We start from the raw sequence: 26,058 nt of genomic DNA on the forward strand, positions 1-26,058 counted from the left end.
TTGGAGGGTCGCACGGTTGATCGAAGGAGAACGGTGACAGTTTCCGAACGCGCTCACGAGCTGGCGATGGCCGCCGCCCAGGCCGCGGCCGACAAGAAGGCGCAGGACATCGTCATCATCGACGTGGGTGACCAGCTCGCCATCACCGACGCGTTCCTGCTCGCCGCCGCCCCCAACGAGCGTCAGGTGCTGGCCATCGTCGACGCCATCGAGGAGCGGCTGCTGGAGCTGCCGGAGAAGGCCAAGCCGGTCCGGCGCGAGGGCGAGCGGGGCGGGCGCTGGGTGCTGCTCGACTACGTCGACATGGTGGTCCACGTCCAGCACACCGAGGAGCGCGAGTTCTACGCCCTCGACCGGCTCTGGAAGGACTGCCCGCAGATCCCGTTCGTCGACCGGGACCTGGTCGAGGCCGACGCCGCCGCCGGCACCGCACCGGCCGAATGACCCGACTGATCGTCTGGCGGCACGGCAACACCGACTGGAACGCCGCGAGCCGGGTGCAGGGCCAGACCGACATACCCCTCAACGACCTCGGCCGCGAGCAGGCCGCCGCCGCCGCGCCCCTGCTCGCGGCCCTGCGCCCCGACGCGATCGTGGCCAGCGACCTGCGCCGCGCCGCCGACACCGCCGCCGCCCTCGCCGCGCTCACCGGCCTGCCGGTGCGCTCCGACGCCCGGCTGCGCGAGCGGCACTTCGGGCGGTGGCAGGGGCTGGAGCTCGCCGAGGCGGAGCAGCGCTACCCCGACGAGCACGCCCGCTGGCGGGCCGGTGACCCCGACCCGGGCGCCGACATCGAGAGCCTCGACGACCTCGGCAAGCGGGTCGGCGGTGCCCTGCAGGACGCGGCCGACGCCGCGCCCGGCGCGACGATCGTGATCGCCACCCACGGCGGCGCGGCCCGGCAGGGCTGCGGGCACCTGCTCGGCTGGGACCACGCGGTGCTGCGGGCGATCGGTGCCCTGCGCAACTGCCACTGGACCGAGCTGCGCGACAGCGGCACGCGGGGCTGGCACCTGCGGGCGCACAACGTCGGCGTGCTGACCACCACGGCGGCGGCCGAGGCGGTCTGACCCGGCGGCGTCCCGGGCTACTGTTCCCCGGGCGGGCGGGCCAGGTGGCCCCGGCGGCCTGGGCCCGGATCGGCTACGGTGCCGGAATGCCCGTCGCGGTCGTCACCGACTCCACCGCCTACCTTCCGCCCGAGCTCGTGCGCCAGCGCGGTCTCACCGTCGTGCCGCTGACCGTGGTGCTCAACGGCGCGGAGGGGCTGGAGGGCGTCGAGACGTTCCCCGACGACGCCACCCGGGCGCTCGGCGGCCGGCGGGTCTCGGTCAGCACCTCCCGCCCGGCACCGGAGCAGTTCGCGCGGGCGTACCGCGACCTGCTCGACGCCGGTGCCGACGCGGTGGTCTCGGTGCACCTGTCCGCCGAGCTGTCCGGCACCGTCGAGGCCGCCCGGCTCGCCGCCGCGCAGGTCGGCGGCGACCGGGTCGCGGTCGTCGACAGCCGCTCCACCGGCATGGGCCTCGGCTTCCCGGCGCTCGCGGCCGCCGAGGCCGCCGCCGAGGGCGCCGACCTTCCGGGGGTACGCCGCACGGCGGCCGACGCGATCGACCGGACCACGATCTATTTCTATGTCGACACCCTGGAGTTCCTGCGCCGGGGCGGCCGGATCGGGGCCGCCGAGGCGCTGCTCGGCACCGCCCTGTCGGTCAAGCCGATCATGCACATGCCGGACGGGGCGATCGTGCTCAAGGACAAGGTGCGCACCGCCAGCCGGGGCGTGGCCCGCCTGGTCGACCTCGCCGTCGAGGCGGCCGGCGACGCCGACGTCGACCTCGCCGTGCACCACCTTGCCGCCCCGCAACGCGCCGAGCAGCTCCTCGCCGCGCTCACCGAGCGGCTCGGCGGCCGGGTCCGTTCGACGTACGTCACGGAGGCCGGCGCGGTGGTCGCCGCGCACGCCGGCCCGGGGCTGGCCTGCGTCGTCGTGCACCGCCGTCCCGGCCTGGGCGGGCGGGAATCCGGCTCGGGCCCAGCCGGCTCGGGTTCGGTCGATTCGGGGCCGGTCGGCTCGGGGCCTGACGGAGTGGTGGAGGCACGCTGATGGGTGGCTCCTTCGTGGTGACGGGCGGGGGCCGGGGGATCGGCCGGGCGATCGTCGAGCGGCTGCTCGCCCCCGGTGACACGGTGGCGCTGGAACGCGACCCGGCGACGACGGAGTGGACCCGGACGCACCCCGCCGGGGACCGGGTGCGCGTCGTCGTCGGCGACCCGGTGACGCGGACGACGCCGCCCGCGCGGCGGACCTCGCCGAACGCGCCGCATCGCTGGCCGGCTGGGTCAACAACGCGGCGGTGTTCCGTGATGGCGTGGCCGACTCCACCGACCCCGCCGAGCGGTACGAGCTGATCGGGCTCAACGTATGGCCGGCCGTGGTCGGCGCCGCGACGGCCGTCCGTCGGTTCCGGGCCGCCGGGCGGGGTGGGGCGATCGTCAACGTCTCCTCCCACCAGGCCCGTCGGGCAGTCCCCGGCGCACTGCCGTACTCCGTGGCGAAGGCCGCCGTGGAGGGGCTGACCCGGGCGCTGGCCGTCGACCACGGCCGGCACGGCATCCGGACCAACGCCGTCGCGCTGGGCTCGGTGGTGACCGAGCGGCACGAGACGTTCCTCGCCGGCCTCCCGCCGGCCGATGCGGCGCGGGTCGAGGCGGAACTCGGCCGGCTGCACCCGGTGGGCCGCATCGGCCGCCCGGACGAGGTGGCGGAGGCGGTGGCGTACCTGCTCTCGCCGCAGGCGAGCTTCGTCAACGGCGTCACCCTGCCGGTCGACGGCGGTCGGGCCGCGCTCGGCCTGGACCCCGAGGCCCACTGACCGCAGATCCCGCCGCCGAGCGCTGTCGCCTGCCGTCCCGGTGTGGTAGGTCCGGCCACTGGTCCCGGACCAGGTGGCGGGACCGTCGGTGCGGGAGTGCTTCCCCTGCTGCATAGGGAGCTGAGTCGAATACGACATCACCGACCACCCCCGGCACCCCCGACTCGTCGATCAAGAGAAAAGCGTCAGGATTGATCTCGACGGTGACGCAAACTTCTTGATCACCGGGTGGCCGGGGGCGCGGGCTGCCGGGTGGGGTGGGGTTTCGCTGCCTTAGCACATGGTGGGCATGATCAGGCGGTTGTCCACAAGGGCCTTCGTTGTCCACAGGCGGTGGTCGGTGGGCCTCGGAGGGGCCTTGTGCCGGCCTAACCTCGCGCCGTGTCAGACGACGAGGAGACGGCCGTACGGCGGCGACTGCGATGGCTGGCGGGCGACCCGTCGCCGGCCACACCCGCAGTACGCCCGGCCGTGCCGGCGGAGCCGGTCGCGCCACCGGCGGGCGGGCGGCCCGAGGCGGCCGGACCGCCGCCGGCACCGGGACCGACGGGTGGGCCTGCTGTGGGGCGGGCCGTCGTGGTGCCGCCGGAGGACCGGTGGCCGCTCGCCGACGGGCCGATGATCGAGCGGCCGGTGCCCTGGCCGGGGGAACGGCACCCCGGCTCGGGCCGACGGATCGCCCGCGCGTCGTCTCCCGTCCGGGACCCGCTCGGGGGTGACGCTCTGGGCCGGTCCGGCTCGCTCGGGGGTGACGCTCTGGGTCGGTCCGGCTCGTTCGGGGGCGTTGGCCTGGGCCGGTCCGGCTCGGCCGGAGACGACGGTCTGGGGCGCGCCGGTTCGCCCGGGGGCGGTGGTCTGGGGCGCGACGGCCTGCTCGGCGGCGACGACTCGGGGCGTTCCGGCGAGTCGACGCTCGGCCCCGACGGCGAACCGGCGTCCGCGTCGTGGTCGTCGCGGCTGCCGGGGCCCGGCGCGTTCGACCCCGGCCGGCGGGGCGTGCGGGCGCTGGCGGCGGTCGCTGTCGCGGTGGTGCTCGCCGCCGGCTTCTGGGCGTGGCGCTCCCACCCGCAGGCCGAACCCGTCCGGGCCGAGCCGTCCGCCGCCGCCGGCTTCGACGCGACACCGGGGGCGGAAGCGCCGGTCGCCGCCCCGACGCCGGGCGGTGAGCTGGTGGTGGCCGTCGCCGGCAAAGTACGCCGCCCCGGGCTGGTCCGGGTGCCGGCGGGCGCGCGGGTCGGCGACGCGGTGCAGGCCGCCGGCGGCGCATTGCCCGGCGTCGACGTGGCATTGCTCAACCCGGCCCGCAAAGTCGCCGACGGCGAGCTGATCCTGGTCGGTGTCACCGCCCCGCCGGGTCAGCCGGGTGCCGCCCCGGCCGCACCTGGGCAGCCGGCCGCCGGTGCGGCGGCCCCGGCCGGGTTGATCAACCTGAACACGGCCACCCTCGCCCAGCTCGACACGCTGCCCGGGGTGGGACCGGTGCTGGCCCAGCGCATCCTCGACCACCGCGACCGCACCGGGGGGTTCCGTTCGGTGGGCGACCTGCGCCAGGTGGAGGGCATCGGCGACTCCCGGTACGAGCAGCTCAAGGAACTGGTGACGGTGTGAGCGGGAGCGCGGGGGCACCGGCGGCGGATGCGTCGGCAGGCCGCGGCGGCGCGGTCGTCACCGCACCCGGGGCTCTGCTGGCCGGGGTCGGGACAGCGGGCGATCCGCCGGCCGAGCGGGCCGCCGGTGCCGGGGACGGGCCCGACCTGCGGCTGGCCGGGCTGGCCGTGGCCGCCTGGCTGGCCGCGTTGGCGAGCCTGCACCTGAGCGCCCGGTCGGCGGCGCTGCTCGCCGCCGGGGCGGCCGGGCTGGCCGCGCTCGTCGCGGCGCACCTGCTCGGCCGGTTGGGACGCCCTGCGGGCCCCGTCCGGCGGCACGGGTGGATCGCCGTGGCCGTGCTGCTCGGCGTGGTGTGCGGGGCGACGGCGACGGCCGCCCGGCTCGGCGTCCGGGACGCCCCCGCCGTCCGCGCGCTCGTCGACGACCGGGCCACGGTCACCGCCGACCTGGTCGTACGGGCCGACCCGCGCCCGGTCCGCGGCGTCGCGGGCCGCCCCGCGACCCTGCTGGTCCGGGCCGAGTCGGTCGCCCTGACCGGCCCCGACGGCGTGCGGGTCGTCGCGTCCCTGCGGGTTCTGCTGCTCGCCACCGACCCGGCGTGGCGGGCGTTGCTGCCCGGGCAGCGGCTGACCGCCGAGGGGCGACTCGGCGCGCCGCGCGGCGGCGACCTGACCGCCGCGGTGCTCACCGTGCGCGGCGCGCCGACGCCGCACGGACCGCCCCCGTGGTCGCAGCGGGCCGCCGGCACCCTCCGGGCGGGTCTGCAACGCGTCTGCGAGCCGCTGCCCGACGAGCAGGGCGGGCTGCTGCCCGGCCTCGTGGTCGGCGACACCAGTCGACTGCTGCCGGCCGTGGAGGAGGACTTCCGCACGACGGGCATGACCCACCTGAACGCCGTCTCGGGCTCCAACGTGGCGATCGTCGTCGGCGCGGTGCTCCTGCTGGCCCGGTGGGCCAGGGCCGGTCCACGGGTGGCCACCGGGCTGTGCGTACTGGCCCTGGTCGGTTTCGTCATCCTGGTCCGCCCCTCGCCGAGCGTGGTGCGCGCCGCCACCATGGGCGCTATCGGGTTGGCGGCGCTGGCCGCCGGCCGGCCCCGGGCCGCCCTGCCGGCGCTGGCCGCGGCGGTGGCGGCGCTGGTGCTGTTCGACCCGGACCTGGCCGGCGACCCGGGGTTCGCCCTGTCCGTGCTGGCCACGGCCGGGCTGTTGCTGCTCGCCCCCGGGTGGCGCGACGGGCTGCGCCGGCGGGGTGTGCCGCCCGGGTTCGCCGAGGCGCTGGCCGTGCCGGCCGCCGCGCAGCTCGCCTGCGGCCCGGTGGTCGCCGGGATCTCCGGCACGGTGAGCCTGGTGGCGGTCCCGGCGAACCTGCTGGCCGTCCCGGCGATCGCGCCCGCCACGGTGCTCGGCGTCGCGGCGGCGGTGCTGTCCCCGGTCTGGTCCCCCGGTGCGGAGCTGGCGGCGTGGCTGGCGAGCTGGCCGGCCTGGTGGCTGGTCACGGTCGCCCGGTACGGTGCCCGGCTGCCCGCCGGCACGCTGCCCTGGCCGGACGGGGTGCCGGGCGCGCTGCTGCTGGCCGGGCTGACCGTGGCGCTGCTGGTCGCCACCCGGCGGCCGGTGGTGCGCCGGCTGGTGGCGGTGGTCGCCGTCGCGGTGGTCGCCGGCACCCTGCCGGTCCGCCTCGTCGCCGGCGGCTGGCCGCCCGACCGCTGGGTGGCGGTGGCGTGCGCGGTGGGCCAGGGCGACGCGCTGGTGCTGCCGGTCGCCGTCGGCCGGGCGGTGGTGGTCGACGCCGGTCCGGACCCGGCGGCGGTGGACGGCTGCCTGCGGCGGCTCGGCGTACGGGAGGTGCCGCTGCTGCTGTTCAGCCACTTCCACGTCGACCACACCGGCGGGGTCGCCGGGGTGTTCCGGGGGCGCCGGGTCGCGGCGGTACGCACCCCGCAGTGGCCCGAGCCCGCCGCCGGGCGGGACCTGGTGCGGGCCGCCGCGGCGGCGGGCGGGGCGGTGCTGGCTCCGGCCCCGGCCGGGTGGGCGTACCGGGCCGGCGGGGTGGAACTGGTCGTGCTCGGGCCGCCGTATCCGCTGCGGGGCACCCGGTCCGATCCGAACAACAACTCGCTGGTGCTGCGGGCCACGGTCGCCGGGGTGCGGATCCTGCTCGCCGGGGACGCCGAGACGGAGGAGCAGCGGGCTCTGCTCGACCGGATGCCGTCCGGCGGCGTACGGGCCGACGTGCTGAAGGTCGCCCACCACGGGTCGGCGTACCAGGACCCGGCGTTCCTGGACGCCGTCCGGCCGAGCGTCGCGCTGGTGCCGGTCGGCGCCGGCAACTCGTACGGGCACCCGAACGCCGCAGTTCTCGCCCGGCTGGTGCGCGGCGGTGCCCGGGTGCTGCGCACCGACACCGACGGGGACGTGGCGGTGGTCCGCGGTGGCGGCGACAGCATGGCCGTGGTGGTCAGGGGCGTGCCGCCCGGACAACGCCCGTGAGACCCCAGGGCATTGGCGGCATTGATGGTGGAGAGAGTTGAATGTCTAGATTTGCGTTGAGTGCGGGGTCTGGCGTCACGGGGCTCGACGAGCAGGCACGCGCGGCGGAGGGGACGTGCGAACATGGGCGGCGTGACCGCGCCCGACCTCGCCCCCATTCTGCTGGTCCTCGGCGACGAGGAGTTGCTCGCCACGCGCGCGGTGACCGAAGCGGTGGCCCGGGTCCGCGCCGTCGACGCGGGCGTGGACGTCCGGGAATACCAGGCCGGAGCACTGGCCGTCGGCGAGATCGCCGAGATGCTCAGCCCGTCGCTGTTCGGCGGCCGGCGGGTGCTGGTCCTGCGCTCCGGTCAGGACGCCCGCAAGGACCTGGTCGCCGCTCTGCTGGCGTACGCGAAGAACCCCGACCCCGAGGTCCACCTCGTGGTGCTGCACCTCGGGGCGGCCAAGGGCAAGGCGTTCGCGGACGGGCTGCGGGCGGCCGGCGCGACCGTGGTGCCGGCGGCGAAGCTCAAGGGGCACCGCGAGCGGGTGGCCTTCGTCCGCGACGAGGTGCGCCGGGCCGGCGGCAGATGCACCGACGACGCGGCGGAGGCGCTCATCGCGGCGGTCGGCACCGACCTGCGCGAGCTGGCCGCCGCCTGCTCCCAACTGGTCGCCGACACCGACGGCCGGATCGGTGCCGACACCGTGGCCCGCTACTACAAGGGGCGGGTGGAGGTGACCGGCTTCACCGTCGCGGACGCCACCATGGTCGGCGACGTCCCGGCGGCGCTGGAGGCGCTGCGCTGGGCGCTGCACGTCGGCGTCGACCCGGTCCCGATCGCCGACGCGCTGGCCGACGGCGTACGCACCGTCGCCCGGGTCGCAGCGGCGGGGCGGGGCGACCCGTACCAGCTGGCCAGCAGCCTCGGCATGCCGGCGTGGAAGGTCAAGAGCGCCCAGCAGCGGGCCCGGGGCTGGACGCCGGAGGGACTGGTGCGGGCGATGCAGGCGGCCGCCGAGTGCAACGCGGCGGTCAAGGGCGGCTCGGACGACCGGGCGTACGCCCTGGAGCGGGCGGTCTTCTCGGTCGCGGCGGCCCGGCAGGGCGGCGCCCGGTGAACCGGCCGGTCCGGGCGTCGTGGGCGACCGTGCCCACCGAGGAGGAGCGGTACCGCCCCCTCTACGCCCGGGCCCTCGGCCTGCGGTTCGTCAACCCCGGCGGGGTGCTCTGCTTCCTCTTCTTCGAGGGGGCCGTCTCGCTGGCCGCCCTGCTCGCCCTGGCCGAGCTGGTGACCTGGTGGGCGGTGCTCGTCCTGCCCGCCGCCGTGGCCGTGATGGTCAAGCTCAACGACATGGTGGCCGAGCTGGTGGTCCGGACGGCCGCCCTGGTGCCCGAGCAGGAGCGGGACCGCTTCCGCCGGCAGTTGGAGCCCGTCGTCGGCCGCGCCTCGGTGCGGAGTGCGGCCGACCCGTTCGGCGGTGCCGGTGTCCCGTTGGGGAACCCTGGTGCCTCGGCCCGGAACGTCGGCGCCACTGTGCCCGGTGCCGGCGGCCACGCCAGCGCGGCTGGCGCAGCCGGTGCGGCCGGTGCACGGGGCCGGGTCGCCATCAGCAGCGTGCGGTCTGGCGGACCGTCCGTGGCTCCGGGCGTGGGCCCCGACGCTCTCGTCGACTCCGAATCGGTCGGCCCCGAATCGGTCGGCCCCGGGTTCGCCGATCCCCGGTTCGTCGATCCCCGGTTCGTCGATCCCCGGTTCGTGGGCTCCGAGTTCGCCGACCCTCGGTTCGTCGGCTCCGAGTTCGCCGGGTTCGGCCCGGCGCCTTGGGTGGAGGAGACCCGACCCGACCGGTGATCCGACTCCCGGCCCGGGAAGCGGGATCCTCCGGGACAGGACGATCCTCCAGGACGGGGCGATCCTTCGGCACGGCGATCCTTGGGGACGGGGCGATCCTCCAGGACGCGCGATCCTCGCGGGCCGGTGGCGGACTGAGGTGATCGACTCCATGTCGCCGACATGGTGGTATCAGCGCCGCCGGAAGGCCCCATGTCGCCGACATGGCAGCGTCCGCGTCGCCGGAAGGCCCCGCGTCGCCGCCTGGATGACGGCACTCGCGTCGCCGCCTACATGACGGGCACTCGTGTCGCCGACATGGCAGCGTCCGCGTCGCCGGAAGGCCCCGCGTCGCCGCCTGGATGACGGCACTCGCGTCGCCGCCTACATGACGGGCACTCGTGTCGCCGACATGGCAGCGCCTGCGTTGCCGGAAGGCCCCGCGCCGGGCGGGCAGGCGCGCGGAAAGCCGGAAGCCCCGGTGGTCCCGGGGCTTCCGGCTCAGGTCTGTGTTCGCCGCGTCAGGCGGAGAGCGAGACCACGCGCTTGGCGATCGCCGACTTGCGGTTGGCCGCCTGGTTGGAGTGGATCACGCCCTTGCTGACCGCCTTGTCCAGCTTGCGCGAGGCGTCCCGCATGAGAACGGCGGCCTTCTCGGCGTCACCGGCCTCAGCGGCCTCGTGGAACTTCCGGATGGCGGTCTTCAGCGACGACTTGACCGACTTGTTACGCAGCCGGCGCTTCTCGTTCTGCCGGTTGCGCTTGATCTGGGACTTGATGTTCGCCACGCGACAGCCTCGTCTTGATAGCTCGGGTTGGTCTGCTTGTGCGCGCGACGAGCATGCGTCATCGCTGCGCGAAGAGCCAGGTTACCAGGTCCGTCGGGACGAGCCAAAACAGCCCTTCGCGCCCCCGCCGGCCGGGCCTCCACCGGACCGGTCACCGCAGGCCGGGCACCGCAGGCCGGACAGTGTCCGCAGGGCGCGGCAGGCCGGGCCCCGCCGGGGTGACGCGGCCCAGCCCCGTGCGGCACCAAGCCTCACGCGGTCGGGCGGCGGGCGAGCCCCACGGCGTCAGGCGGCGAGGTCCCAGCCCTGTCGGGCGGCGAGCCAGCCGAGGGCCCGCTCACCGCTCCAGCGCTGGTGGGCCCGCAGGTGCGGGGACGCGTCCGTCGGGCCGGAGGCCGCCGAGGTGAGCAGGTACCCCGAGAACGCGGCGAGTGTCACGTCGAGGGCGTCCGTGGGTGCCCCGGCGGTCGCCGGGTGCCCCGCGAAGAGCGCGTCGGCGTCCAGTCCGCTGGCGTGGGCGGTGATCAGCAGGCTGACCAGGTCGAACCAGGCCGGCCCGTGGCAGAGCCAGTTCCAGTCGCAGAACCAGGCCCGCCCGGCCGGGTCGACGAGCACGTTGTCCAGGCGCAGGTCGCCGTGGGCGAGCCCGCCGTGCGCGGCGTAGCCGGGGAGGCGGGACTCCAGCGCGACCAGGTCGGGCAGCCGCCGCCGCGTCCCGGGCGGCAGGTCCGGGGCCGGCTCCCGGCCGGCGGCCACCTCGCCCCACCAGAGGATGTCCTCCCGGGCCAGGTCGGCCAGCCGGGGCAGGCCGAGCGCGACCAGTTCGGGCGGCGGGTCGGCCAGGGCCGCCGCCACCTCGGCGTACCCGGCCAGGGCGGCGTCGAGGTCGGCGCGGGCCCAGGGCAGCGTGGGCGTCCGGCCGTCGATGGCGTCCAGGCCGAGGGCGTACCAGCCGGCCGCCGAGACCGTCCAGCGCGGGCGGGGGACCGGCAGGCCGGCGGGGAGCCGGTCGAGCACGGCGGCCTCCCGGGCGTACCAGTCGACGAGGTGACGCTGCTCGGTCAGCGACGCCGCCTTGACGAACACGCGCCGGCCGTCGGCGCCCGCCACCAGGGCGGCGAAGCCCCGGGTGAACCCGGCGCCGGCCACCTTCACCTCCGACACGGGCGCGCCCAGCCGGGCGGTCACCGCCGCCCGCAGCCCCGCCGGCAGTTCCGCCCAGGAGGGGCGGTGGGCGGTCGCGTCGTACGACACCGGGGGGAGCGCGATCGGGGTCACCCGCCCATGCTGCCCCACCCCGCCCACTCCCGCCGTACCGTGTCGCCCGCCGGCGTCGGACGGCTCTGCCAGACTGCCAGACCATGAGGACCGACGACTTCTGGCAGTTGATCGACCAGGCCCGGGCCGGCGGGGGCGGCGCGGCCGGCGCGGTCGCCGCCCGGGCGGTCGCGCTGCTGGCCGAGCGCGACGCCGCCGACATCATCGGGTACGCGCGGCACCAGCGCCGGGTCATGGCGGCGTCCCACCGGGCCGAGCTCTGGGGCGCGGCCTACCTGATCAACGGCGGCGCGTCCGACGACGGGTTCGAATACTTCCGGGGCTGGCTGATGACCCAGGGTCGGCAGGTCTTCGCCCGTGCCGTGGCCGACCCGGACTCGCTGGCCGAGCTGCCGAAGATCCGTCAGGCGGCGCTCACCGGCGAGGAGTTCGAGGCGGAGGCGATGCTGACGGTCGCGGAGGAGGCGTACCGGAAGGCGACCGCCGCCGAGTTGCCGCCGGTGGAGGAGGTCCCCTATCCGGAGCTGGGCGAGTTCTGGGACTTCGACGACGAGGACGAGGCCCGCCGCCAGTTGCCGAAGCTCGCCGCCCTGTTCGTCGAGGCCCCGCAGGAGTGAGCCGGGGCCGGCGGCCGGTGGGACGCCGGGAGGAGTGATCCGACCGCCCCGGGGGCGACGTGGGAGCATAGAGGGGGCTGGCGTCCGCGCCGGCCCGCTCACGTCAGCCGACCAGAACGGACCGCTGTGCCACCGACGCTCGATTCCGGCGCGAACGCTCCTGGTGCCACCGACCCGGCGCGCATCCGGAACTTCTGCATCATCGCCCACATCGACCACGGGAAGTCGACCCTGGCCGACCGGATGTTGCAGCTCACCGGCGTGGTCGACCCCCGGCAGATGCGCGCGCAATACCTGGACCGGATGGACATCGAGCGCGAGCGCGGCATCACCATCAAGAGTCAGGCCGTGCGGATGCCGTGGACGATCCGGGAGGGCGACCGGGCCGGCGAGCAGGCCGTCCTCAACATGATCGACACCCCGGGGCACGTCGACTTCACGTACGAGGTGTCCCGGTCGTTGGCCGCCTGCGAGGGCGCGCTGCTGCTGGTCGACGCCGCCCAGGGCATCGAGGCGCAGACCCTGGCGAACCTCTACCTGGCGCTCGAGAACGACATGCGGATCATCCCGGTGCTCAACAAGATCGACCTGCCGGCCGCCCAGCCCGAGAAGTACGCCGAGGAGCTGGCCCACCTGATCGGCGGCGACCCGGCGGACTGCATCCGGGTCTCCGGCAAGACCGGCATCGGCGTGCCGCACCTGCTCGACGAGATCGTCCGGCAGTTCGCCGCGCCGGTCGGCGACGCCGCCGCGCCCGCCCGCGCGATGATCTTCGACTCGGTGTACGACGTCTACCGGGGCGTGGTCACCTACGTCCGGGTGATCGACGGCCGGATCAGCGCCCGGGACCGGATCAAGATGATGTCCACCGGCGCGGTCCACGAGCTGCTGGAGATCGGTGTCATCTCCCCGGAGATGGTGAAGGCCGACGCGCTGGGCGTCGGCGAGGTGGGTTACCTGATCACCGGCGTGAAGGACGTCCGCCAGTCCCGGGTCGGTGACACCGTCACCATCAACAGCCGGCCCGCGAGCCAGGCCCTGGGCGGCTACAAGGACCCGAAGCCGATGGTCTACTCCGGCCTCTACCCGATCGACGGGTCCGACTACCCCAACCTGCGCGAGGCGCTGGACAAGCTCAAGCTCAACGACGCCGCGCTGGACTACGAGCCGGAGACCTCGGGCGCGCTCGGGTTCGGTTTCCGCTGCGGCTTCCTCGGCCTGCTGCACCTGGAGATCATCCGGGAGCGGCTGGAGCGGGAGTACAACCTCGATCTGATCTCCACCGCCCCGAACGTGGTCTACCGGGCCATCACCGAGGACGGCCAGGAACTGGTGGTGACCAACCCGAGCGAGTACCCCACCGGCAAGATCGCCGAGGTGTACGAGCCGGTGGTGCGGGCCACCGTCCTGACCCCGAACGACTACGTCGGCGCGGTCATGGAGCTGTGCCAGGGCCGCCGGGGCAGCCTGCTCGGCATGGACTACCTCTCGGCGGACCGCGTCGAGCTGCGGTACACCCTGCCCCTGGCCGAGATCATCTTCGACTTCTTCGACCAGCTCAAGAGCCGCACCAAGGGGTACGCCTCCCTGGACTACGAGCCCTCCGGCGAGCAGGCGTCCGACCTGGTGAAGGTGGACATCCTGCTGCACGGCGAGCCGGTGGACGCGTTCAGCGCCATCGTGCACAAGGACAAGGCGTACAACTACGGCGTCACCATCGCCGCGAAGCTGCGCAACCTGATCCCGCGCCAGCAGTTCGAGGTGCCGATCCAGGCGGCCATCGGCAGCCGGGTGATCGCCCGGGAGACCATCCGGGCGATCCGCAAGGACGTGCTCGCCAAGTGCTACGGCGGTGACATCAGCCGCAAGCGCAAGCTGCTGGAGAAGCAGAAGGAGGGCAAGAAGCGGATGAAGATGGTGGGCCGGGTCGAGGTCCCCCAGGAGGCATTCATCGCCGCCCTCTCGTCCGACTCCGGCGACGGCAAGGCCGCCGGCAAGAAGTGAGGGTGTCCTCGGTGGTGTGACACGAACCCGGCCGGGCGCAACGCCCCGGCCGGGTTTGGAGTTTCGGGCCCTCGGGAACTTAGCGGTCACGACAGCTTCAACACACCGTTGTGACACTTCTTGAGGAGGAGGGCGACCGTGGAGCTCACCGTTTGGGGCATCATCACCGCCATCGTCGTTGGTCTCATCGTCGGCGCTCTGGGCCGCCTGGTCGTCCCGGGTCGGCAGAACATGCCGATCTGGCTGCACATGCTGATCGGCATCGGCGCGGCCCTGCTCGGCACCGTGCTCGCCCGGGCCATGGGCATCGCCACCGAGACCGCCGGCGTGGACTGGGGCGAGCTGCTGGTCCAGGTCGTGCTGGCCGCCATCGCCGTGGCCCTGGTCGCCGGTGTGGGCCGCCGCCGCAGCGTCACCCACCGGTAACGACACATCGCTGGCTCGACGGGCGTCCGACCATTGCGGTCGGGCGCCCGTTCGCATTTTTTCCGGCGCTCCTGGCCTGCGGGGACGTGTCCCGGCGGCAGCTTTCTGACCGCATGCCGCGATGACGGGTTTGAATTTCCGGCGGCTCGGGAACTTGATGGTCGCGACAGTGAACAAACCTTTTAAGCTTTCTGAGGAGAACGACCATGACCGTTGTCGGAATCATCACCGCGCTCATCGTCGGTCTGATCGTCGGCGCTCTGGGCCGCCTGGTCGTCCCGGGTCGGCAGAACATGCCGATCTGGCTGCACATGCTGATCGGCGTGGGCGCGGCCCTGCTCGGCACGGTGCTCGCCCGGGCGATGGGCATCGCCACCGAGACCTCCGGCATCGACTGGGCCGAGCTGCTCGTCCAGGTCGTGGTCGCCGCCATCGCGGTGGCGGTCGTGGCGGGCGTGGGCGGTCGCCGCAGCGTCACCCACCGGTAAGCACCCCGCACGCACGAACGGGCGTCCGGCCTCCGCGGCCGGGCGCCCGTTCGCGCGCGTACGCCCGGTTTTGCCCTGATGTCGGGCTGCCCCCGGGTTCCTCGCCTGCGGTACGGTCGCCTCGCCCCCGCCCGCCCCCTGTCGTAAAGGAATTTTTCCTACTAGGGTGCGGCAGAGAAGGTTAGTGCCAGGACGGCGCGAGGGAGATGTGGCGTGAACAGGTGGAAACGGCTGGCCCCGGTCACCGCCGTGGTGGCGTCGGCCGCGATGGTGCTCGCCGGCTGCGGCGGCTCGGGCGACGACGAGGCCGCCGACAACAGCAAGCTGACCGTCTGGATGATGGGCGAGGGCAGCGAGGCGCAGACGGCGTTCCTCGACGGCGTCGAGGCCGAGTTCAAGAAGAAGCACCCCGACACCGACGTCGTCGTCCAGTACATTCCCTGGCTTGAGGCACCGAAGAAGTTCCAGGCGGCCCTCGCCGGTGGCGAAGGCCCCGACGTGACCGAGCTCGGCAACACCGAGACCCAGGGCTGGGCCGCCCAGGAGGCGCTCGCCGACGTCACCGCCAAGTTCGCCGCCTGGCCCGAGGGCAAGGACATCCTGCCCGACCTCGTCCGCAACGCCCAGCTCGACGGCAAGCAGTACGGCGTGCCGTGGTACGCCGGCGTCCGCGCCCTCTACTACCGCACCGACTGGTTCGCCGAGGCCGGCGTCAAGCCGCCGACGAACTGGGACGAGCTGGTCGCCGCCGCCAAGGCCGTGCAGGCCAAGAAGCCGGGCACCTACGGCATCGCGCTGCCGGGCAACTCGGAGCTGCCCTTCTACTCCTTCCTCTGGGGCGCGGGCGGCGAGATCGCCATCCAGCAGGGGGACACCTGGAAGTCCGGCTACACCAGCCCGCAGGCCCAGCAGGCGGTCAAGTTCTGGACCGACCTCGTCACCGTGCACAAGGTCGCCCCGCCCGCCGCCGCCGGGTGGAACGAGATCGACGCCCGCACCCAGTTCGCCACCGGCAAGGCGGCGATGGCCTTCGCCGGCAGTTGGCAGGCCGGCGCCATCAAGAAGGACAACCCCGAGATCGAGAAGGTCTGGGGCACCTTCCCCATCCCCGGCCCGGACGGCAAGCCGGCCCCGGCCTTCGCCGGCGGCTCGGACGTCGCCCTGTGGCAGGACAGCAAGAAGCAGGACCTCGCCTGGGACTACCTGACCGTGCTGCTGAGCAAGCAGAAGGACAAGGAGTTCGCCAGCAGCCTCGGCTTCTTCCCGGTCTACTCCGACCTCGTCGGCGGCGGCGAGTACGCCAACGACAAGATCATGGCCGCGTTCGCCACCTCGTTGCAGAACACCAGGCTGACCCCGCTCACCCCGAAGTGGGTCGAGGTCAGCCGCACCAAGACGGTGACCCAGGCTATGAACAGCTCGGTCATCAAGGGTCAGAAGACGGTCGAGCAGGCCACCGCCGACGCGGCCGCCGAGATGGAAAGCATCCTCAACGCGAAGTGACCACGCTGACCCAGGCACCGGAGACGCCTGCCGCGCGGGAGACCCCCGCGCGGCGGCGTCGCCGGGTCGACCGCCTGCCCTACCTGCTGCTCCTGCCCTGCCTGGCGATCATCGGCGTGCTGCTGCTGTGGCCGCTCGGCCAGGTCGTGGCGATGTCCTTCTTCCGGCTCGACAACGTCCGGCAACTGCGCGGCGACCGGGACTGGCCGTGGGTCGGGCTCGGCAACTACGCCGAGATCCTCGGCGACCCGTTCTTCCGCACGGTGCTGCGCAACACGGTGCTCTTCGCCGCGGCCAACGTCGCCCTCACGATGATCCTCGGCACGCTGGTCGGGCTGCTGCTCAACCGGCTCGGCAAGCGGATGGCCACCTTCGTCGCGAGCTGCGTGATGCTGGCCTGGGCCACCCCGGCGCTGACCGGCACCATCGTGTGGAAGTGGCTGTTCGACGACACCTCGGGCCTGGTGACCTGGCTGTTCAACGCCCTGCCCGACGGGCTGTCGAACGCGCTGTTCGGCCGCGCCGACTGGACCGGGTACGGCTGGTTCAACTCGCCGCTGATGTTCTTCTCGATCCTCACCCTCGTGGTGGTCTGGCACTCGTTCCCGTTCATCGCGGTGAGCGTGCTGGCGGGGCTGAAGAGCGTGCCGAGCGAGCTGCACGAGGCGGCCCGGGTCGACGGGGCCGGCCCGTGGAAGGTCTTCTGGAAGATCACCTTCCCGCTGCTGCGGCCCGTCTTCGGCATCCTCGTGGTGCTCTCCACGATCTGGGACTTCAAGGTGTTCACCCAGCAGTTCGTGCTGGCCGGCGGCACCCAGGACCGGCCGACGTTCATGCTGTCGATCTACTCGTACGCCGAGGCGTTCTCCCCGCCCCCCAAGTACGGCCTGGGCGCGGCGATCGCCGTCATCCTCACGCTGATCCTGCTGGTGGTGACCGGCCTCTACGTGCGGATGGTGCTCAAGCAGGAGGAGGACGCGTGAAGCGCGGCGCGGTGGTGAAGCGGGTCGCCCTCAACGGGGCGGGCCTGCTGGTGGCGCTCTTCGCGGCGTTCCCCGTCTACTGGATGATCGCGACGTCGCTCAAGCCGAACCGGGAGATCTTCTCGGCCACGCCCCGGCCGGTGCCGACCGCGCCGACGCTGGAGCACTACCGGGAGATCCTCACCGGCAACCTCATCCCCGGCGTCACGTTCCTGGACTTCTTCCTCAACTCCGTGCTCGTGGCGGTGTCGACCGTGGTGCTCAGCGGCCTGGTCGCGCTGCTCGCCGCGACGGCGGTGGCCCGGTTCCGGTTCAAGCTGCGCACCAGCTTCCTGATCATGCTGCTGGTGGTGCAGATGATCCCGCTGGAGGCGCTGGTCATCCCGCTGTTCCTGATGATCCAGCGGCTGGGCCTCTACAACACGCTGCCCAGCCTGGTCCTGACGTACCTCGGCTTCTCGCTGCCGTTCGCGGTCTGGATGCTGCGCGGCTTCGTGGCCGCCGTGCCCAAGGAGTTGGAGGAGGCCGCGGCGATCGACGGCGCGAGCCGCGCCCAGACCTTCCGCCGCGTCCTGTTCCCGCTGGTCGCGCCGGGCCTGGTGGCCACGAGCATCTTCTCCTTCATCACCGCCTGGAACGAGTTGATCTTCGCCCTGACCTTCGTCAACGACCAGGACCGCTACACCCTGCCGGTGGCGATGACGTTCTTCTTCGGCCGCGACGACACCGCCTGGGGGCCGGTGATGGCCGCCTCGACGCTGTTCACCCTGCCGGTGATCGTCTTCTTCCTGCTGGTGCAGCGTCGGATGGTCTCCGGCCTGGTGGCGGGCGCCGTCAAGGGCTGAGGTGCAAGGAAGAGCCCCTTGTTAACGCATTCTGTCGAGAAGGGTCCCCTTCTCACACCCCGTCGGGCGGGCGGGCGGCGTCGGGCGGGGCATCGGCGGGCCGCGATGCCGCCGTAGGCTGTCGCCATGACGGGCAGGCTGGTGACGGTGAACCTCGGCGTGGTGACCGAGGCGGAGTGGGCGGGCGACGCGAGCGGCCGCAGCGGGATCGACAAGCGGCCGGTGGACGGGCCGGTGCTGCTGCGCGTCGACGGGGTGGCCGGCGACTTCATCGGCGAACGGGCCCACCACGGGGGCCCCGACCAGATCGTCTACGCGTACGCCGAGGAGGACGCCGCGTGGTGGGCGGCCGAGCTGGGCCGCGACATCCGGCCGGGTGCCTTCGGTGAGAACCTGACCACGTACGCGGTGGACGTGACCGGGGCGGTCGTCGGCGAGCGGTGGCAGATCGGGTCGGCCCTGCTGGAGGTCACCAAGCCGCGCACGCCGTGCCGGACGTTCGCCGGGTTCTGGGGCGTACCGGACCTGATCAGGCGGTTCACGGTGCGCGCCGCCCCGGGGGCGTACCTGCGGGTGCTGCGGGAGGGCGAGGTCGGCGCGGGCGACCCGGTGGAGGTGGTGGAGCGGCCGGCGCACGGCGTGACCGTCGGCGAGGTGTTCCGGGCGAGCACCCTCGAACCGGAGCTGCTGCCCCGGCTGCTCGACGTCCCCGAGCTGCCCGAGCCGCTGCGGCGGAAGGTCGAACGCCGGCTCGCCACGCCCGACGCCTGACCGCCCCGGCGGCCCCAGGGCCCGCGCCCCAGGCGCCGAGCGCCGCGCCAGAGCGCCGCGCGCCGTGCCCAGGCGTTAACAAGGGCCCCCTGCTATGCGGAATGCGTTAACAGGGGGCCCTTCCTTACACCGTCAGCGGAGCCAGGGGATGCTGCGGTCGAGCAGGCCGCGCTCCTTGAGCTCCTTGCGCAGCGGGATCTCGTCGTCGATGTACCCGTTCCAGTTGATGCCCCAGTAGTTGGCGGTGTGGGTGCCCTCGCCGCAGAGCTGGCGCTGCACCGGCGTGCGGTTGGCCCACCACTCGCCGTCGGTGTCGATGTGCAGCTCGTCCAGCGGGCGGATCCACCGGTACGTGTAGCCGACGAAGAGCATCTTGCGGGTGATGTTCGACAGGTTCGTCGACCGGGAGTGCCACTGGCGGCGGTCGAAGATGAACGCGTCGCCCGGGTTCGCGGTGATCTCCACCGTGCCCTCCGGGTCCGGGTTGTGCACCGTGAGGTCCGCCGGGCGGGGCAGCGAGTTCCACAGGTGGCTGCCCGGGATCACCTTGGTCGCGCCGCGGCCGGTCTCCGACAGGTCGGAGAGCACGTACGCCACCTTGAGCGAGAACATCGGCCGGGGCAGGTTCGGGTCCATCGTCTCCGGGTCGGAGTTCTGCCGGTACCCGTCCTGGTGCCACCCCCAGTACGGCTTCTCCGGCTCCAGCGCCGGCGGGGTGACGTCGAGGTGGTTGTGGTGGGTGTAGATGTTCCAGCCGGCCAGCCCCCACATGTACGGGAAGGCGATCGGGTGGGTCAGCAGCTGGCCGAAGAGCTCGTCGCGCTCCAGGAAGCCCAGCAGGTGCAGGGTGCCGTCCTTGGTGGTGTTGCCCTTGGCCTTCTCCTCCGCGTACACGCGGTCGACGGCCTCCTCCAGGGCGGCCCGGTGGTCCTCCGTCAGCACGTTCCGCAGCAGGAGGAAGCCCTGCTCGTGGAACTCCTTGCGGTCGGTGTCGCTGATCGGTTCGTAGCCGGTCCGGCCGTCGTAATCGAACACCGCGTCGTACCCCTCCCCATGAGGTGAAACCATTTCTGGCACAGGACGCCGATGCTACTGCGCCCGCGCGGGCGGGTGCGGAGCGCGCCCGACGGTGCGGGGGAGCGGCTGGACCGTTGGCACCCGTCTGGGCACGGAGGGTGAGATCAGGTGCTTGTTCGGCGGCTTTCGCCGGATATGGAGGATTGTGCGGTAACCGTCGGTGTGGAGAATCGAGCCGCTCAGGCGTCGGCGAAGACCTCGGCGAGCACCTCGCCGTCGTTCGCCGGGGCGTCGCCCACCCGGCTCCAGGTGCCGGCCTTCGCGGTCCACTCCAGGCCGGCGAAGCGCACCCGCTTCACGCCGTGGTCGGAGGCGTGCGAGACCAGCCAGTGCGCGTACCGCCAGCCGTCGCGCCGGTCGTCGGCCGGCACCGCGAGGCCGGTCAGCTCGGCCGGGGACGCCGCCTCCGGCAGCCCCCAGTCCAGGCTCAGGCCCCGGGTCAGCGCGGCGGCGGCCGCCGCGCCCCGCATCACCGGCGTCGCGCCGACCGTGCAGGCCACCGCGCCGGTCGCCTCGCCGAGCAGCGCCCGGGTCAGCACCTCCGACTCGTCCGCCCACTTCTGGTACGCCTCGGGGAACGCCGAGCGCTGCACCTTCTGCGCCGCGTCGGTGACCCGCATCTTCTCCCAGCCGCGCACCCGCTTGAGCGCGGCGTAGAACTTCCGGGTCGCGTACCGGGGGTCGGCGATCTGCGCCTCGGTGCCCCAGCCCTGGCTCGGCCGCTGCTGGAACAGGCCCAGCGAGTCCCGGTCGCCGTCGGGGAGGTTGCGCAGCCCGGACTCCTGGTAGGCCGTCGCGAGGGCGACCACCACGGCCCGCTCGGGCATCTTCCGCTGGACGCCGATGGCGGCGATCGTGGCGGCGTTGGCCATCTGGTCGGCGTCCAGGCGCACCTGGCCGTCGGCCTGCACCGTGCAGGTGCGGCTGGTCAGGGACAACGGCAGGCGCAGCTGCCCGCCGGCCTGCCGGACGACGAGCCAGATCCCCACCACGGCGATCACGGCGACGACGACACCGGTCGCGACGACTGCCCGACTTCGCACCCGCACCCCCTGTTCGACGGCGTCCGCCAAGAGTACGTCCCCGCCGCCGCCGTCCGGCCCGTCCGACCGATTCGCTCCGTTCCGTGGCGGGTCGGCCGCGATGCGTGTCCGCCTTCCCCGCGCCCCGGCCCGGAAACCGGAGGCCGACCCGGGAACCGCTCGGTGCCCCGGGAGTCGACCGGCCGGCCCGGGAAACCGGTCAGTCCGTCGGCACCCAGCGCGCGTCGCGCTTCTCCCGGAACGCCAGCACGCCCTCGCGCCCCTCGTCGGACAGGAAGAACCCGGTCGACAGGGCGGCCAGCTCGGCGACCCCGGCCCGCAGGTCGGCCGCCGGCGGGCGGCGCAGCAGCGCCTTCGCCCCGGCCAGCGCGTTCGGCGCCCCCCGCACCAGCGAGGCGCAGGCCCGCGCCACCGCCGCGTCCAGCGCGTCCGCCGGCACCGCCGAGGTGACCAGCCCGATCTCGGCGGCCCGCCGCCCGTCGAAGGTGTCGCCGGTGAGGTACAGCTCGGCGGCGGCCCGGGGCGCCAGCCGGGGCAGCACGGTCGCCGAGATCACCGCCGGGATCACCCCGATCCGCACCTCGGTGAACGCGAACGTCGCCTCCTGCGCGCAGATCGCCAGGTCGGCCGCCGCGATCAGGCCCAGCCCGCCGGCCCGCGCCGGCCCGGCCACCCGGGCCACCACCGGCTTCGGGCACTCCCAGACCGCCGCGAGCACGTCGCCGAGCATCCCGGCCGGGACCGTGCCGCTGGCGTACGCGGAGGCGGTCTCCTTCAGGTCGGCGCCGGAGCAGAAGACCGGGCCGGTGTGGTCGAGCACCACCACCCGGACCGCGTCGTCGGCCACGGCGGCGGCCAGCCCGGCCAGCAGCTCGGTCATCAGCGGCGTGGAGAGCGCGTTGCGGTTGTGCGGGCTGTCCAGGGTGAGGGTGGTCACCCCACGGGCCGTGGCGACCCGCACGAGCGCGGCGGTGGAGGTCATGCCGGGCACACTAGTGGCCATGCCCGGCGTCCTTCCAGAAGGCGAGCCCGTCCCGGCCGACGGCTCGCTGCCCGCCACCGCGACCCGCGCCGTCGGCGCGCGCGGCTTCGGCGTGTACGTGCACGTGCCGTTCTGCGCCAGTCGCTGCGGCTACTGCGACTTCAACACCTACACCGCCGACGAGCTGGGCGGCGGCGCGAGCCGCGAGGCGTACGCCGACACGGTGCTCGCCGAGTTGGCGCTGGCCGCCCGGGTGCTCGGCGACGCCCCGCCGCGCCGGGTCGACACCGTGTTCGTCGGCGGCGGCACGCCCACCCTGCTGCCCGCCGACGACCTGGCCCGCATCCTCGACGGCATCGACCGCACCTGGGGGCTGGCCGCCGACGCGGAGGTGACCACCGAGGCCAACCCCGAGTCGGTGACCCTGGAGTCGCTGAAGACCCTGCGGGCCGCCGGGTACACCCGGATCTCGCTGGGCATGCAGTCGGCCGCGCCGGGGGTGCTGGCGATCCTCGACCGCCGGCACCGCGCCGGCCGGGCCACCGAGGCCGCCCGGGAGGCCCGCGACGCCGGGTTCGACCACGTCAACCTCGACCTGATCTACGGTACGCCGGGGGAGAGCGCCGACGACTTCGCCGCGTCCCTGGCGCAGGTGGTGGCCGCCGGGGTGGACCACGTCAGCGCGTACGCCCTGATCGTGGAGGACGGCACCCGGCTGGCCGCGCGGATGCGGCGCGGCGAGCTGCCGTACCCCTCCGACGACGTGGCGGCGGACCGTTACCTGGCCGCGGAGGCCGCCCTCGACGCGGCCGGTTTCTCCTGGTACGAGGTGTCCAACTGGGCCCGCACGCCGGCCGGCCGGTGCCGGCACAACCTGCTCTACTGGAACGGCGGCGACTGGTGGGGTCTCGGGCCCGGGGCGCACAGCCACGTCGGCGGGGTGCGCTGGTGGAACGTCAAGCACCCGGCCGCGTACGCGAAGCGCCTGGCGGCGGGGGAGTCGCCCGGCCTGGCCCGGGAGGTGCTGACGCCCGACGAGGCCCACACGGAGGACGTCATGCTGCGGCTGCGGCTCGCCTCGGGGCTGCCGCTGGCGGTGCTGGACGACGCGGGCCGCGCCGGGGCCCGGCGGGCCCTCGCCGACGGCCTGCTCGACCCGGCCGGCTACGCGGCCGGCCGGGCGGTGCTCACGCTGCGCGGCCGGCTGCTGGCCGACGCGGTCGTGCGCGACCTGCTGCCCTGACGGGGGTGACCCCGACCGGCCGGGGGAGCGGCCGGTCGGGGGTCACTTGATCAGGTTGACGGTCATCGGGTAGCGGTAGGGGCTGCCCTCGTTCGCCTTGATGCCGGCGACGATGCCGAAGATGATGCCGACGATCATGGCGCCGAAGCCGATCAGGAGCCCCACCAGGATGCAGGTGAGGATCCAGCCGATCAGGGCGATGACCGACCAGAGGAGCTGGAAGTTCAGCGCCGCCACCGCGTGGGCGCGGACCGTCGGCGACTGGTTGCCCCGGGCGAGCAGGGCGATCAGCGGCGCGAGCCAGCCGAGCACGCCACCGCCGAGGAACATCCCCGCCGCGCCGCCGAAGTGGGCGACCAGGACCCAGGTCTTGTCCTCGTTGTTGGCGTAGCCGCCGGAGGGCGCGCCGTACGCGCCGCCGGTCGGATATCCGCCACCGGGCGGGGGGAAGCCGCCACCGGGTGGCGGGTAGCCGGCCGACGGCGGCTGGTCACCGGTGGGCGGCGGATAGCCACCGGGCGGGGGATAGCCGCCCGCCCCGGGGGCCCCGGACAGTGGTGCGGTGGGGGGCTCGTGCCCCGGCGAGCCGTACGGTGCCGACGGGTTCGGCTCCGGCGGGTAGCCGCCGGGGTCGCCCGATCCGGGAGGGCGAGGTGGTTCAGTCATGCACGTCACGGTAGGGGTTGCGGGCAAGCGGGCACCAGAGCGACACCGCCGCGGAGCGGCGGATGTTCGGCCCGCCCACGCAGGTGGCGGCCCGCACCGGGCGGCCGTCGACCGGTCGGCGCGCGCCCGGCCGGCCTCCCGCGCGGCGGTCGCCGCACCCGCGGTCCGTCGTTGATCTTACCCAGCACGGGGCAGCCGACGTAGACTGGCACTCGTTACAGTCGAGTGCCAGGCGTCGACGCACCGGCGGAGCGCCGACCTGCGGTGCCGCCGCGCCGCCGGGCCCGACATGCGACAGGAGGTGGCAGGGTGGGTCTGGACGACCGCAAGCTCGCCGTGCTCCGCGCGATCGTCGAGGACTACGTCGCCACCCAGGAGCCGGTCGGCAGCAAGGCGCTGGTCGAGCGGCACCAGCTCGGCGTCTCCCCCGCGACGGTGCGCAACGACATGGCGGTGCTGGAGGAGGAGGGCTACATCCGGCAGCCGCACACCAGCGCCGGCCGGGTCCCCACCGACCGGGGCTACCGCCTCTTCGTCGACCGGCTGTCCCGCGTCAAGCCGCTCAGCCCGGCCGAGCGCCGGGCGATCGAGCGCTTCCTGGTCGGCGCGGTCGACCTCGACGACGTGGTGCACCGCACGGTGCGGCTGCTGGCGCAGCTCACCCGGCAGGTCGCCGTGGTGCAATATCCCTCGCTGGCCCGCTCCTCGGTGCGGCACCTGGAGCTGGTGCCGATCTCCACCACCCGGCTGATGCTGGTGATGATCGCCGACACCGGCCGGGTCGAGCAGCGGCTGGTCGAGCTGCCCGCGCCGGTGAGCGCCGACGACGTCACCGACCTGCGCCGGCTGGTCAACGAGAAGCTCGTCGGCAGCCGGCTGTCGGAGACCCCGCCGCTGGTGCAGGCGCTGGTCGAGGAGTCGAGCCCGCACCTGCGCGGCACCATGACCACGCTCTCCACCGTGCTGCTGGAGACGCTGGTCGAGCGGCACGAGGAGCGCATCGCGCTGGCCGGCACCGCCAACCTGACCCGGGGCGGCCTGCTCGACTTCCAGGGGTCCCTGCGGCCCATCCTGGAGGCGCTGGAGGAGGAGGTGGTGATGCTCAAGCTCATCGGCGAGGCCGAGTCGACCACCACCCGCGTGCTGATCGGCGACGAGAACGAGATCGACAACCTGCGGGCCGCCTCGGTGGTGAGCACCGGCTACGGCCCGGGGGCGACCGCGCTCGGCGGACTGGGCGTGGTCGGCCCCACCCGGATGGACTACCCCGGCACCATCGCCACGGTGCGGGCCGTGGCACGCTACGTGGGCGAGCTGCTGGCCCAGAACTGACCAGTCAGGGCCGACGGCCGGCTCCGGCCGACGACCGGCGCAACGCGACAAGAACATGAGGACACGGGACGCAGTGGCCAGGGACTACTACGGCATCCTCGGCGTGAGCCGGGAGGCCTCCGACGACGAGATCAAGCGCGCCTACCGCAAGCTGGCGCGGCAGTTCCACCCGGACGTCAATCCGGACCCGGAGGCACAGGAGAAGTTCAAGGACATCAACGCCGCGTACGAGGTCCTCTCGGACGACCGGAAACGGCAGATCGTCGACCTCGGCGGCGACCCCCTCGCCCCCGGCGGCGGGGGCATGGGCGGCCCGGGCGGACCCGGCGGGGCCGGCCCGTTCGTCGGCTTCCAGGACATCATGGACGCCTTCTTCGGCGGCGCGGCCGGCGGCTCCCGGGGCCCGCGCCCGCGCACCCGGCCCGGCGCGGACGCGATCCTGCGCCTGGAGCTGGACCTGCACGAGACGGCGTTCGGCGTCGAGGCCCCCATCACCGTCGACACGGCGGTGCTCTGCACCACCTGCTCCGGGGCGGGCACGGCGGCCGGCACCCACCTGGCCACCTGCGAGGCGTGCGGCGGCCGGGGCGAGGTCCAGTCGGTGCAGCGCACCTTCCTCGGCCAGGTGGTCTCCGCCCGGCCGTGCACGGTCTGCCAGGGCTACGGCACCACCATCCCGCACCCCTGCCCGACCTGCACCGGCGACGGGCGGGTGCGCACCCGCCGCTCGCTCACCGTCAAGATCCCCGCCGGGGTCGAGGACGGCATGCGCATCCGGCTCGCCCAGCAGGGCGAGGTCGGCCCGGGAGGCGGCACCGCCGGCGACCTCTACGTCGAGATCCACGAGCGCCCGCACGACGTCTACTCCCGCAAGGGCGACGACCTGCACTGCCGGGTCACCGTCCCGATGACGGCCGCCGCGCTCGGCACCCGGCTGACCATCAAGACCCTCGACAGCGAGGAGACGGTCGACGTCAAGGCCGGCACCCAGCCGGGCAGCACCCTGCGGCTGCGTGCCCGGGGCGTGCCGCACCTGCGCGGCACCGGCCGGGGCGACCTCTACGTCCACCTCGACGTGCGCACCCCGACCAAGCTCGACCCCGACCAGGAAAAGATGCTGCGCGACTTCGCCAAGACCCGGGGCGAGGAGGTCGCCGAGCTGAGCAAGCAGGGCGGCTTCTTCTCCCGGATGCGCGACGCCTTCAACGGGCACGCCTGA

The 26,058-nt window shown here is 74.0% G+C and carries 25 protein-coding genes and 1 pseudogene; 20 read left to right on the forward strand and 6 right to left on the reverse strand.

The annotated features are described in order from the left end of the window. Window positions 1-33: 33 nt before the first annotated feature. From rsfS to GA0070558_RS01870, 9 genes and pseudogenes are all read left to right on the forward strand, one after another. Complete coding sequence (gene rsfS / locus GA0070558_RS01835) at window positions 34-444, forward strand: ribosome silencing factor (RefSeq protein ID WP_043966746.1); 411 nt, start codon at window positions 34-36, stop codon at window positions 442-444. Further along, entirely contained in the window at window positions 441-1,070 is a 630-nt protein-coding gene (locus GA0070558_RS01840; protein ID WP_091274885.1) for a histidine phosphatase family protein, read from the forward strand. The genes rsfS and GA0070558_RS01840 overlap by 4 nt, the downstream gene beginning before the upstream one ends. Window positions 1,071-1,156: 86 nt before the next feature. Then, entirely contained in the window at window positions 1,157-2,107 is a 951-nt protein-coding gene (locus GA0070558_RS01845) for a DegV family protein (protein ID WP_091275525.1), read from the forward strand. Continuing rightward, window positions 2,107-2,412, forward strand: a complete 306-nt coding sequence (locus GA0070558_RS34055; protein ID WP_256091704.1) for a hypothetical protein — start codon at window positions 2,107-2,109, stop codon at window positions 2,410-2,412. Before GA0070558_RS01845 ends, GA0070558_RS34055 begins: the two co-directional genes overlap by 1 nt. Then, on the forward strand, window positions 2,331-2,876 hold the full coding sequence (locus GA0070558_RS01850; protein ID WP_369523366.1) for an SDR family NAD(P)-dependent oxidoreductase: 546 nt from the start codon (window positions 2,331-2,333) through the stop codon (window positions 2,874-2,876). Before GA0070558_RS34055 ends, GA0070558_RS01850 begins: the two co-directional genes overlap by 82 nt. A gap of 822 nt (window positions 2,877-3,698) precedes the next feature. Next, window positions 3,699-4,484, forward strand: coding sequence for a ComEA family DNA-binding protein (locus GA0070558_RS01855; RefSeq protein ID WP_439709559.1), 786 nt, complete (start codon window positions 3,699-3,701; stop codon window positions 4,482-4,484). Window positions 4,485-4,558: 74 nt separating this feature from the next. Continuing rightward, window positions 4,559-6,976 carry a ComEC/Rec2 family competence protein gene (locus tag GA0070558_RS01860; protein WP_091275532.1) on the forward strand — a complete coding sequence of 806 codons (2,418 nt, stop codon included), beginning with the start codon at window positions 4,559-4,561 and terminating at the stop codon, window positions 6,974-6,976. Between the two features lie 123 nt (window positions 6,977-7,099). Further along, on the forward strand, window positions 7,100-8,080 hold the full coding sequence (gene holA, locus GA0070558_RS01865; RefSeq protein WP_091274888.1) for a DNA polymerase III subunit delta: 981 nt from the start codon (window positions 7,100-7,102) through the stop codon (window positions 8,078-8,080). Further along, window positions 8,077-8,416, forward strand: a pseudogene (locus GA0070558_RS01870) (hypothetical protein); the annotation flags it as partial. The gene holA and the pseudogene GA0070558_RS01870, both read left to right, overlap by 4 nt. 898 nt (window positions 8,417-9,314) lie before the next feature. On the opposite strand, the gene rpsT reads toward GA0070558_RS01870, so the two are convergent. Together rpsT and GA0070558_RS01880 are read right to left on the reverse strand one after the other, a co-directional pair. After that, window positions 9,315-9,581 (reverse strand): 30S ribosomal protein S20, encoded by a 267-nt coding sequence (rpsT, locus tag GA0070558_RS01875; protein ID WP_043966753.1) that lies wholly within the window; start codon window positions 9,579-9,581, stop codon window positions 9,315-9,317. 285 nt (window positions 9,582-9,866) lie between these two features. Continuing rightward, a complete protein-coding gene (locus GA0070558_RS01880) occupies window positions 9,867-10,859 on the reverse strand; it encodes a phosphotransferase family protein (RefSeq protein ID WP_256091706.1) in 993 nt (330 codons plus the stop codon). 83 nt (window positions 10,860-10,942) lie between these two features. Between GA0070558_RS01880 and GA0070558_RS01885 the strand changes: the two genes are divergently transcribed. From GA0070558_RS01885 to GA0070558_RS01920, 8 genes are all read left to right on the forward strand, one after another. Next, complete coding sequence (locus GA0070558_RS01885; RefSeq protein WP_077938732.1) at window positions 10,943-11,476, forward strand: DUF4240 domain-containing protein; 534 nt, start codon at window positions 10,943-10,945, stop codon at window positions 11,474-11,476. Window positions 11,477-11,602: 126 nt separating this feature from the next. Next, entirely contained in the window at window positions 11,603-13,480 is a 1,878-nt protein-coding gene (lepA, locus tag GA0070558_RS01890; protein WP_091274891.1) for a translation elongation factor 4, read from the forward strand. 138 nt (window positions 13,481-13,618) lie between these two features. After that, entirely contained in the window at window positions 13,619-13,906 is a 288-nt protein-coding gene (locus tag GA0070558_RS01895; RefSeq protein WP_043966762.1) for a GlsB/YeaQ/YmgE family stress response membrane protein, read from the forward strand. 206 nt (window positions 13,907-14,112) lie between these two features. Next, complete coding sequence (locus GA0070558_RS01900) at window positions 14,113-14,394, forward strand: GlsB/YeaQ/YmgE family stress response membrane protein (protein ID WP_091274896.1); 282 nt, start codon at window positions 14,113-14,115, stop codon at window positions 14,392-14,394. A gap of 213 nt (window positions 14,395-14,607) precedes the next feature. Continuing rightward, window positions 14,608-15,897: a sugar ABC transporter substrate-binding protein gene (locus tag GA0070558_RS01905; RefSeq protein ID WP_091274899.1), complete on the forward strand. Its 1,290-nt coding sequence runs from the start codon at window positions 14,608-14,610 to the stop codon at window positions 15,895-15,897. Next, window positions 15,894-16,880: a carbohydrate ABC transporter permease gene (locus tag GA0070558_RS01910; protein WP_091274902.1), complete on the forward strand. Its 987-nt coding sequence runs from the start codon at window positions 15,894-15,896 to the stop codon at window positions 16,878-16,880. Before GA0070558_RS01905 ends, GA0070558_RS01910 begins: the two co-directional genes overlap by 4 nt. A gap of 11 nt (window positions 16,881-16,891) precedes the next feature. Then, window positions 16,892-17,725, forward strand: a complete 834-nt coding sequence (locus GA0070558_RS01915) for a carbohydrate ABC transporter permease (RefSeq protein ID WP_043969224.1) — start codon at window positions 16,892-16,894, stop codon at window positions 17,723-17,725. Between the two features lie 126 nt (window positions 17,726-17,851). Next, the gene (locus tag GA0070558_RS01920) at window positions 17,852-18,496 is read left to right on the forward strand and encodes an MOSC domain-containing protein (protein WP_091274906.1); all 645 of its coding nucleotides are present in this window, start codon (window positions 17,852-17,854) and stop codon (window positions 18,494-18,496) included. A gap of 132 nt (window positions 18,497-18,628) precedes the next feature. Here the strand turns inward: GA0070558_RS01920 and GA0070558_RS01925 are convergent, their stop codons facing one another. From GA0070558_RS01925 to GA0070558_RS01935, 3 genes are all read right to left on the reverse strand, one after another. After that, complete coding sequence (locus tag GA0070558_RS01925) at window positions 18,629-19,531, reverse strand: phytanoyl-CoA dioxygenase family protein (protein ID WP_228986774.1); 903 nt, start codon at window positions 19,529-19,531, stop codon at window positions 18,629-18,631. A 221-nt stretch (window positions 19,532-19,752) separates the two neighbouring features. Continuing rightward, window positions 19,753-20,622, reverse strand: coding sequence for a hypothetical protein (locus GA0070558_RS01930; RefSeq protein WP_043969225.1), 870 nt, complete (start codon window positions 20,620-20,622; stop codon window positions 19,753-19,755). A 193-nt stretch (window positions 20,623-20,815) separates the two neighbouring features. Next, complete coding sequence (locus GA0070558_RS01935; RefSeq protein WP_091274908.1) at window positions 20,816-21,598, reverse strand: enoyl-CoA hydratase-related protein; 783 nt, start codon at window positions 21,596-21,598, stop codon at window positions 20,816-20,818. A 19-nt stretch (window positions 21,599-21,617) separates the two neighbouring features. On the opposite strand from GA0070558_RS01935, the gene hemW reads away from it, so the two are divergent. After that, entirely contained in the window at window positions 21,618-22,841 is a 1,224-nt protein-coding gene (hemW, locus tag GA0070558_RS01940) for a radical SAM family heme chaperone HemW (protein WP_176734062.1), read from the forward strand. A gap of 42 nt (window positions 22,842-22,883) precedes the next feature. Here the strand turns inward: hemW and GA0070558_RS01945 are convergent, their stop codons facing one another. Further along, window positions 22,884-23,507, reverse strand: coding sequence for a DUF4870 domain-containing protein (locus GA0070558_RS01945; protein ID WP_077938738.1), 624 nt, complete (start codon window positions 23,505-23,507; stop codon window positions 22,884-22,886). Window positions 23,508-23,816: 309 nt separating this feature from the next. Between GA0070558_RS01945 and hrcA the strand changes: the two genes are divergently transcribed. Further along, window positions 23,817-24,839, forward strand: a complete 1,023-nt coding sequence (hrcA, locus tag GA0070558_RS01950) for a heat-inducible transcriptional repressor HrcA (protein WP_043966779.1) — start codon at window positions 23,817-23,819, stop codon at window positions 24,837-24,839. A 73-nt stretch (window positions 24,840-24,912) separates the two neighbouring features. Then, on the forward strand, window positions 24,913-26,058 hold the full coding sequence (gene dnaJ, locus GA0070558_RS01955; RefSeq protein ID WP_176734063.1) for a molecular chaperone DnaJ: 1,146 nt from the start codon (window positions 24,913-24,915) through the stop codon (window positions 26,056-26,058).

The organism is Micromonospora haikouensis (assembly GCF_900091595.1).
In the GTDB taxonomy this organism is placed as follows: Bacteria; Actinomycetota; Actinomycetes; order Mycobacteriales; family Micromonosporaceae; genus Micromonospora; species Micromonospora haikouensis.

Excerpts from the sequence above, each read along its gene's own strand:
- GA0070558_RS01840 (WP_091274885.1), top strand. The coding sequence starts at position 441 with ATGACCCGACTGATCGTCTGGCGGCACGGCAACACCGACTGGAACGCC.
- GA0070558_RS01845 (WP_091275525.1), top strand. The coding sequence starts at position 1,157 with ATGCCCGTCGCGGTCGTCACCGACTCCACCGCCTACCTTCCGCCCGAG.
- GA0070558_RS34055 (WP_256091704.1), top strand. The coding sequence starts at position 2,107 with ATGGGTGGCTCCTTCGTGGTGACGGGCGGGGGCCGGGGGATCGGCCGG.
- holA (WP_091274888.1), top strand. The coding sequence starts at position 7,100 with ATGGGCGGCGTGACCGCGCCCGACCTCGCCCCCATTCTGCTGGTCCTC.
- GA0070558_RS01885 (WP_077938732.1), top strand. The coding sequence starts at position 10,943 with ATGAGGACCGACGACTTCTGGCAGTTGATCGACCAGGCCCGGGCCGGC.
- GA0070558_RS01900 (WP_091274896.1), top strand. The coding sequence starts at position 14,113 with ATGACCGTTGTCGGAATCATCACCGCGCTCATCGTCGGTCTGATCGTC.
- GA0070558_RS01920 (WP_091274906.1), top strand. The coding sequence starts at position 17,852 with ATGACGGGCAGGCTGGTGACGGTGAACCTCGGCGTGGTGACCGAGGCG.
- GA0070558_RS01935 (WP_091274908.1), bottom strand. The coding sequence starts at position 21,598 with ATGACCTCCACCGCCGCGCTCGTGCGGGTCGCCACGGCCCGTGGGGTG.
- hemW (WP_176734062.1), top strand. The coding sequence starts at position 21,618 with ATGCCCGGCGTCCTTCCAGAAGGCGAGCCCGTCCCGGCCGACGGCTCG.
- GA0070558_RS01945 (WP_077938738.1), bottom strand. The coding sequence starts at position 23,507 with ATGACTGAACCACCTCGCCCTCCCGGATCGGGCGACCCCGGCGGCTAC.